Origin of the sequence: Pseudomonas sp. IPO3749, assembly GCF_013386605.1 — a bacterium.
Classification (GTDB): Bacteria; Pseudomonadota; Gammaproteobacteria; order Pseudomonadales; family Pseudomonadaceae; genus Aquipseudomonas; species Aquipseudomonas azotoformans_A.
Map to the genome: position 1 here is coordinate 25,996 of NZ_JACARN010000080.1, position 7,481 is coordinate 33,476.

Below are 7,481 nucleotides of genomic sequence, written 5' to 3' on the forward strand. Positions count from 1 at the left end.
GGAGAGGGCAGCCTTAAATGGTCGAGGCTGCTAGCCCATTGCAACTGACCGGCAGTATGGCGCTTCACGAGCAGAGTGTAATGACGGGTCAGCAACTTCGCGCAAAGGTGCAATTTTTATGCCTGAGTCTGTCCGTCAGACGTAGGCGGCCCCCTGCGTTTCTTGGATTTCGACGCCGGTGAACTGGTCGGCTCTGTATTTTGAGAGGCCGCCGGTTCACTGGAACGCTCGCGCATGACCACGCCGTGTACCCGGTGAGGCAGAATACCGACTCGACGGGCCTCGATCTTGAAGGTTACCCGCGCGTTGTCTTCGCTGTCCTCCCACTCATCGCGCACGGTACGACCTTCGACCAGCACGCGCATGCCTTTCTGGTACAGCGTGCTCCAGTGTTCAGCCTCACGGTGCCAGAGCTCAACCGGCGCCCAATAACCGCCTCGATCTTCATAGCTGCCCTCGCGTGGGATAGGGTTGTCGAAGTACACATTCAGCCGTAGCAAACGCCGTGGCTCGTCATTGCCTGAGGCGAATTCCTGGAACTCTGGCGCACTGCCGATATTGCCTTCGCCAACGAAAAAAGTACTCATTGTGATACCTCCACTGCGGGTGTGAACTGGCGCAGCAGCCGTTCGGCACTGGCCATATTGATCGCGCAGGTCGAGGCCTGGCGGTAGAGCGAATGCACCACGCTCATCTGCAGGTTCAGTGCAATGCGGTTGCATTCGAAACGGTACAATCCTTCGTGTACGGCCAGCGGCAGGGCGTTGTTGCTCACCTGGCGTTCCCAGACCGCCACCCCCATACGGGCAAAGTCACGGGTGCGCCAACGCAAAAAGGTGCTGCCTGCGCTGGTGTTCTGCAGCACTAAACGAATGTCCAGCAGCGAGTAAGGGGGCTGTCCGGCCTGCTGCACCACAGCCTCCATCAGGTGACGTAACTGCGCCTCGATTTCCCTCGCGACCTGCGCCAGGTGCTCCAACTCCCCCTTACCCTTAAAAGGTTTTAAAAGGCCTTTTAGGGAGGCTGCGTGTTCGAGCTGTCGATAGGCATCCGGTGTTAACGCTTTGAAGGGCATTGGTTGAGCCGGGATCATGGGATTCATGCGTCGTCCTCCGGCTCATTGACTGTCGCAGACGACGCTCCCACGTCCTCTGCCAACGCGTCGGCGTCATCCACTGCCACCGCACTACGGCGAGTGATTGGCGGCGCGAACTGGGAGCGGCGATGACCCTCCAGGATGTCCATCGGGGGCAAACCCATCTTCTCGATGGCCGCAATGGCTCGGGCGTTGTTCGCCGCCATGTCATCGCGTGTGACGCCGGCATGCCGATAGCGCTGGGCCTGGCCGAATAGGCTGCGCAGCAGATGGGCGCCATCATCGATCCAGGCTTCCATGTCCCTGCGACCGATCAACGCGGTGTGATGAGACAACAGGGCACGACGCACCAGGGTGTCGTAGTCGGTCAGCAGGTAGACCGCCAGAAAACCCAGCTGGCTGCCGATGTACAACGGCAAGGTGACGGGGTGGATGTTGAGGTTGTCGCTCATGTCGATCTGTGTCGGCAGGTCCTGTCTGATTCGGTCCAGCTGTTGGGTCAGCTCCAGCATCCCAGCCTTGGCCTGCATCAGTTTTTCTTCGAGTTGCACGATGGCCCAGTCCGCATAGGGATCGTCCTGGGCCGCGGTTTGTTTGATCAGGTTGGTGACACTGATGTAGCCGGCCATGCCCATGATCGAGTGGACGCCTTCACGTGCGGCCCGACCTTGCCAGATACGCGCGGCGTGGTGAGTGTGCAGGGTCAGGGTGATGCTGCTGCGCAATGAACCCAGATTGAGTTGATAGTGATCGGCCACGGTGGTGTCCTCGCATCGGCTTGGACGGAAACGTTGCGACAGATGAGGGTTAAGGGCAGCCAAAAAGCTGAATGAGGTCTGTTCGGTTTGGTTTGAGAAGGCTAACTATGGAGGCGTCAGTGGGAGGAGATGTTTCAGCTTCTCCCGAAGAGTTTCATAGTTTGGTCCGACATGTTCGTAGAGTGGACCTCCATGGATTTGATGCCACTGGCATCAAATCTACTGACGTCCACCGTGTTTGCCACGCAGTTGGCGCAGTTCATTCAGGCACGCTTGGGCCAGGGCTGACGCGGGTTCGCCCTGTCGTCGAGATGGCCGCGAGGGGGCGGGTGGGGGTGGTTCTGCAATGGGTGACGGTTCGGCCTGACCTGCCCAAGGACGAAAGTCACCTTTCAGCGCACGCTGGATCAGGCCCATCAGATACGCCGCTGGCTTGCGGATACCGCCGGCCAAACAGCGTGCTCCCGCTTCGTTGAGCACCGCCTGACGATCCGCGGGTTTGAGCTTGTTCAGCGCCACGGCGACGGCCTGACGCTCGCTTGGGTTCAGGTGCAGTGCAGCGGGCCAGTGCAGGTTATCCACCGCTGGGGTCGCGCGCGGTACAGTACAAATACTTTCTTTTAATACAGTACAGGCGGCGTTCGGATTCCGAACGGTGCGGGAAACACTGGCGTTCAGACTCGGTTCGGAATCCGAACGAGGGCCTGCACGATTCCGAACGAGGGCATCTTCCCCCCGTTCGGAATCGTGCAGAGCGGCATCGGTCGCCTGATCCAATTCTGGCTGCGTCCAGTGTTCGCCCCAGCTGTCGAGCCGTGTCGGTAGTCGACCCTGCTCGATGTCCGTGTCCTGGCGGATTTCTTCCATAATGTGCTGGGCGACAATGCGCACAGCCTTGGTTGCATGGCCGAGGGCATGTCCGACCAGCGCCAGGTAATCCTGATCCAGTTCCATGGCTTCGGCGGGGGTTAACGGCTCATCGTGCAGAACGTACAGAGAACCTTGAAGGCGTCCGCTGAGCTTATCGCGTCCGCGACTCACCAAGCTGAGCCAGCGTGTCAACCTGAGCATCGTCAACACGCGAGCAATGGTTTCACGGGAGGATGACGCACTGTAGGGCACGCTCGACAGGTAGGGCTGCAAATCCTCATAGCGCGGCGTGACCACGCCTTGGCCTTGCAGCATGAGGCGAAACACTTGCCAGGCATTCCGTTCCAACGGCGTCAGCCGATTGTCCAACAGCAGGCGACGTGGCACGACTTCGTGAGATTGGCCACTGAACATAAAGCCAGCCTGCAGAGCCTGGTTAGACGGTGGTTCGGCGGTAGGGCGTGCGGGCCAGCGTTCACTCAACTGCTGGGTGCATTGCTGCAGGACACGCTGCCAGCGGCCGGAAGGGACAGTGTTCATGTTTCGTTGCTGTAATGGTCGATCTGCTGCCACACGATGGTCAAGCTGATCTGTTGCTCCTCCGCTAGCATCATCATGGCGTCGAGCTGATCCTCGGTACCGTAGTGAGCGCGTAGCTGGCACCATCGCTGCCAGAGCGCATGTTCCTGCGCTTCGCTCAAATGCTGAGGGCGGCCCTTACGGGTTTCTATCTTGAGCAGACGTCGGCGCAGGGCAGTTTCCGAATGCGCCAAGCCGAAGCACTGATACATGATGGTGCTGCTGGCGCCTAGCTTGAGCGCCCGGTTGATCAAGCGCTCATTCTGTTCGTCACGTTCGGCTTGCTCAATCAACCGGTGCAGCACCGGCGAGTCAATCTTGACCTCAACCCAAGGTACGGTGGCATGGGCCAGGCGCGACAGGGTGGTGGGCGGTAAGGATTGCAACAAGTAGATGTCGTCTTCACCCAGGCCGAGTGCCTTGCAGCGCTGCAGGTTACCCAGGCGTAGCTCATGCAGCACCTGGGTCAGCATGGCCTGGTTGAGCACATTGAAGGACAGGTTCATGGCAGCTCCTTCGGCGAGTCATCTTCAGGGGTAAGCGTTAAGTCGATCAGGCGCCGGGCCAAACGAATTAACCGATACAGTTTGATGAGAAGACCGTCGGGCAGTCGTTCCAGTCCCACATCCACAGCGGGACGATCAGGCAGCGGGAGTTGATAGACCCCCAACAACAGCTGGCCGAACAGGGCTGAGGGCAATTGTTTGCGATCCTCCCAGTTGACGTCGTCTTGAGCGCGCGACAGGGCCAGGAGCAGAAGGTGAACGCTGGTTGCGCGAGGCGTGCCAAGATCAACTCGCTCGATGTTGAGGGCGAAGCCCAAGCCAAGCGGCTGACCGATGATGCTCTCGGGGTCTCCGGCATAAGAGGCCATTTCCCGCGCCAGTGTGGCAATGGCGGATCGCAGTTGTTCGGGGCTATCCAGTGCTGGTGCGATGGTCCAGATGTCGTCGATCGCATAGGTGTCGACCGGAGATGCTGTGTCGGTGGCTGTCTCGCGATCGATCTGTTCACGAATCTGTTGAACGCGTGATGGAGGACTGACCGCTGATACGACGTTCGTTCCAGTCGGTGTAAGCAATTCCTCTCGCGTTGGTTCGGTCTGGGGTCTGGCATCCGTTGATTGGGAATGGGGCTCGGAGGAGGGAGCTCCTGCCGTGGCGACATCAATGCTCGGCAGATGGCTGTTCTCCGAGGGCTTGGTGAGGACAACGGCCGGCGTCGAGATGACCCGCTGGGTATCGCTCAGATCCAGGACCAACATACGGTAGGACTGTCCGAGCAAGTGGCTCATGCGCTCCAGCAGTTCATCCTGGATTTGCTCAAGGTCGAAGGACTCGGGGTCGGTATCGAAATAGCACAGGGTATCGAGCCAAAAATCGGCGAACGCAACGGTAGCGGTTGAATAACGGTTCCAGGTTCGTTCGGCCTGGCTTCGCAGACCGATTAGGCGTTCGATCTGGGGCTTGCCCAAACCGGCATACAGGGTTTGTGGAATGGCGGGCAATAAGTGTTCGAGGGTGTCGAGCATCCGGCTGATGTGCGACTGTGAAATAGGGTAACCCCCAGCGGCAAGACGTCGTGCCAGTTCACGTTGCGAGAGCATAGCGCCATCTGCTTCGAGCATTGTTTTGAGTTTGGCCACCGCCAGAGCCCGTTCGATGAAGGTGAGTTGGCCGTGCAGATCGCTTTCGGCCAGATGGCCGAGTAGGGCGGTGATTTCATTGCTCCAAGGCCGGAACAGGCAATGAATGCGGAAGAAGCGCTCGTCGTGGGTTTCCTGCCACAGTTCGCCGAGGATCGCCAAGCGGGTATTACCGCCATTGCGGATGATGAAATAGGTTTCACCCGGGCGACGGGTAATCGGTGGCGGTTGGTCCAGCCCGCGTTCACGGATCGAGGCCTTGATATCGTCGTAAAGCGGATTACGGATGAAACGCGGGTTGTGTTCGTAGGGCCGCAACTGCTCCAGGGTGACCAGCATAGGTGTCTCAATTACTGGATCGGACAGCCGCTCCAGTTCTGGACCCGGAGGGAAGTGGTCCTGGTGCAGCTTGTCGGTGATTTCCTCCTGACTGAGCTTCTTCATTTGAACTGCCTCAGTTAACGCCAGTTACGCAAATGGTCACTGACCTCGAATTTCACGATCTCGGCAGTCCCCGAACCTTCGAAATGTCGGGAAAGCTCTGCGAGGAACCAACCCATAGCCGAGTGTCCACGCTGCAGGCGAAAGACCACAGTGCAGTACTCCTCGCAAGGTGAGGGGTGTGGTCGAATAGATGGTTGAACGATGATGGGAAGTTGACCCAACATTAAAAGACTCCTAGCCAACCGCTGTTGGCCTCAAGGTCGAACAAACAAAATGACTTGGCGAGAAATGCCAGCCTGGTGCTTCGTCTCACTGAGCCTCCGCGCATCTGGTCATCGTAGAGATCGCCTCGCGCCATTTCGGAAACAACTCAATGGCCAGCGCTTGCATGGTTTCCAGCGCTGATGGCGAGCGTCGTTCGCGTGATCGGCGCGTCTCGATTCGGTGGACCGGCAAACCGAGGGAAGCGGCATTGAGATACGCCACTCGGTCCGGGATTACGGTGTCTAGCACCGAGATATTGGTAGCCCCAGCGAAAGTCTTGCGCAGGCCACGGATGATCATCCGGTTGTCGACTCGAATGGCATTCACTTGGTTCAAGAGCAGTCGCAATGGGGGCGGTGTAATTCCCAGGAGGCGGAACGGTTCGAGCTCACTGAGCAGCTTCAAGGTGCCGCGGTGCAGTTCGCGAGCGGCGAGCATTTCCGGCGTGATGGGAGAGAGGGCGAGATCGGAGGCGAGGATGGCCATCTCCAGCAGCACGCTACGTGCGCCCTGAGTGTCAATCAAAAGCAGGTCATAATTGAGACGGAGATTGTCGAGCAGATTGCGCAGACGTAATCGCCCGTCGGGGGCGTGCAGCAGCAATGTATTCAGTCGGCCTTGATCGTCGTTGGAGAGGATCAGATCGAGCCCTGCAATTACTGTCCTGGAAATAATCTGGGCAGGAGTTCTTAGGTTGAGTGCGATGAGCTCGTACGCACCTGCATCAGCCTTCTGGCTCAAGGCGTAATAGCTGGAGAGGGTGGGTTGGCTATCCAGATCGAGCAGCAGGACGCGGACGCCGGCATCAGCCAATAGACCGCCGAGATTGGCGGCTACTGTGGTTTTACCCACGCCCCCTTTGGTGGAAACCACCGATACCACACGCATGGCATCAGGCCTGGTGACCTAAGCGTTCAACAATCCACTGCTCGATCTCCTCTGAGTCCCAGCCGACTGCGCGCATGCCAATACGTTTGGCTTGAGGAAATTTGCCTTCCTTCATCAGATTGTAAATGTGCGCACGCTTGAAGCCGGTTTTTCGCTCCACCTCGTCTCGGCGCATAATGTGGCGTTCAGTACTAGCTGAGGCGCTACTGGGGGACGTTACCAACGGATCTTTCATGACAAACACTCCATAGCAAATATTGGCTTGATGAGGATGTGAGTGGCATTCAAAATCACAATGAGATGAAAAGCACCGCGAATTACGATAAGCAGGACCGCAATTTTCGGTGCCTAATCGTTGTTTTCATCGGTGCGTCTGGCTGCTGCGAATCTTTCTTCAAGAGTGCGCTTGTTAAACCCAGGTTTGCCTTCATTTCGTGCTGTGAGAACAGAAATAATGGAAGCTTGGCTGACGAAGCTGGAGTAAGACTTGCCGCCTGGGGATTTACCTAGTAGTAGGCTGATGAGCGCGCCGATGAGACGCAGGTAAGAACGCTCAGATCGTTCATTTGGTTCCATGGCACTTTTGCGGTGCAGTATTAATTTTGCGTTTTCACGACGCAACAAATCACGCTCTTTCGTTAATTCTTGGAGGAGGCCTCGTGTGCGTTCACGCTCAGCTTTACAGATGTCTAACTCAACGAGCAACGCCTTATAAACTTCGATGGTGTGCGGTGAGACTGACTGTTTTTCGGATTCGTCAAAGATGAAGTTCGGCTGTTCTGCTGGATGGTATTCGATAAGCCAACGTTTGAGATCATTATGTCGAATTGTCAGTAGCGGCTGCTCTATCGTTTCACCTGAACTAACCGTCACCCCCATACATCCATAAGCTAGCTCCTGGTTACGGATTGCATCGTTTAGGGATGGTCTGAAGTAG

Annotated in this window: 10 protein-coding genes; all 10 read right to left on the minus strand. The window is 57.5% G+C overall.

Features of this window, described 5'->3' with window-relative positions; translation table 11 throughout:
* Positions 1 to 116: 116 nt before the first annotated feature.
* On the minus strand, positions 117 to 587 hold the full coding sequence (locus tag HX812_RS27140; protein WP_016978866.1) for a single-stranded DNA-binding protein: 471 nt from the start codon (positions 585 to 587) through the stop codon (positions 117 to 119).
* Positions 584 to 1,102 carry a DUF3158 family protein gene (locus HX812_RS27145; protein WP_016978865.1) on the minus strand — a complete coding sequence of 173 codons (519 nt, stop codon included), beginning with the start codon at positions 1,100 to 1,102 and terminating at the stop codon, positions 584 to 586. The genes HX812_RS27140 and HX812_RS27145 overlap by 4 nt, the downstream gene beginning before the upstream one ends.
* Positions 1,099 to 1,854 (minus strand): PFL_4669 family integrating conjugative element protein, encoded by a 756-nt coding sequence (locus HX812_RS27150; RefSeq protein ID WP_016978864.1) that lies wholly within the window; start codon positions 1,852 to 1,854, stop codon positions 1,099 to 1,101. The genes HX812_RS27145 and HX812_RS27150 overlap by 4 nt, the downstream gene beginning before the upstream one ends.
* Positions 1,855 to 2,073: 219 nt before the next feature.
* The gene (locus tag HX812_RS27155; RefSeq protein ID WP_016978863.1) at positions 2,074 to 3,264 is read right to left on the minus strand and encodes an STY4528 family pathogenicity island replication protein; all 1,191 of its coding nucleotides are present in this window, start codon (positions 3,262 to 3,264) and stop codon (positions 2,074 to 2,076) included.
* Positions 3,261 to 3,809, minus strand: a complete 549-nt coding sequence (locus HX812_RS27160) for a DUF2857 domain-containing protein (RefSeq protein ID WP_016978862.1) — start codon at positions 3,807 to 3,809, stop codon at positions 3,261 to 3,263. Before HX812_RS27160 ends, HX812_RS27155 begins: the two co-directional genes overlap by 4 nt.
* Positions 3,806 to 5,392: a ParB family protein gene (locus HX812_RS27165; RefSeq protein ID WP_016978861.1), complete on the minus strand. Its 1,587-nt coding sequence runs from the start codon at positions 5,390 to 5,392 to the stop codon at positions 3,806 to 3,808. The genes HX812_RS27160 and HX812_RS27165 overlap by 4 nt, the downstream gene beginning before the upstream one ends.
* Before the next feature lie 14 nt (positions 5,393 to 5,406).
* Positions 5,407 to 5,616: a hypothetical protein gene (locus HX812_RS32270; protein WP_080589277.1), complete on the minus strand. Its 210-nt coding sequence runs from the start codon at positions 5,614 to 5,616 to the stop codon at positions 5,407 to 5,409.
* An 85-nt stretch (positions 5,617 to 5,701) separates the two neighbouring features.
* Positions 5,702 to 6,544: a ParA family protein gene (locus tag HX812_RS27170; protein WP_016978860.1), complete on the minus strand. Its 843-nt coding sequence runs from the start codon at positions 6,542 to 6,544 to the stop codon at positions 5,702 to 5,704.
* Positions 6,545 to 6,548: 4 nt separating this feature from the next.
* Positions 6,549 to 6,779 (minus strand): AlpA family transcriptional regulator, encoded by a 231-nt coding sequence (locus tag HX812_RS27175; RefSeq protein WP_016978859.1) that lies wholly within the window; start codon positions 6,777 to 6,779, stop codon positions 6,549 to 6,551.
* A 113-nt stretch (positions 6,780 to 6,892) separates the two neighbouring features.
* The coding region (locus HX812_RS27180; RefSeq protein WP_218643589.1) for a hypothetical protein at positions 6,893 to 7,481 on the minus strand (589 nt) is incomplete at its 5' end.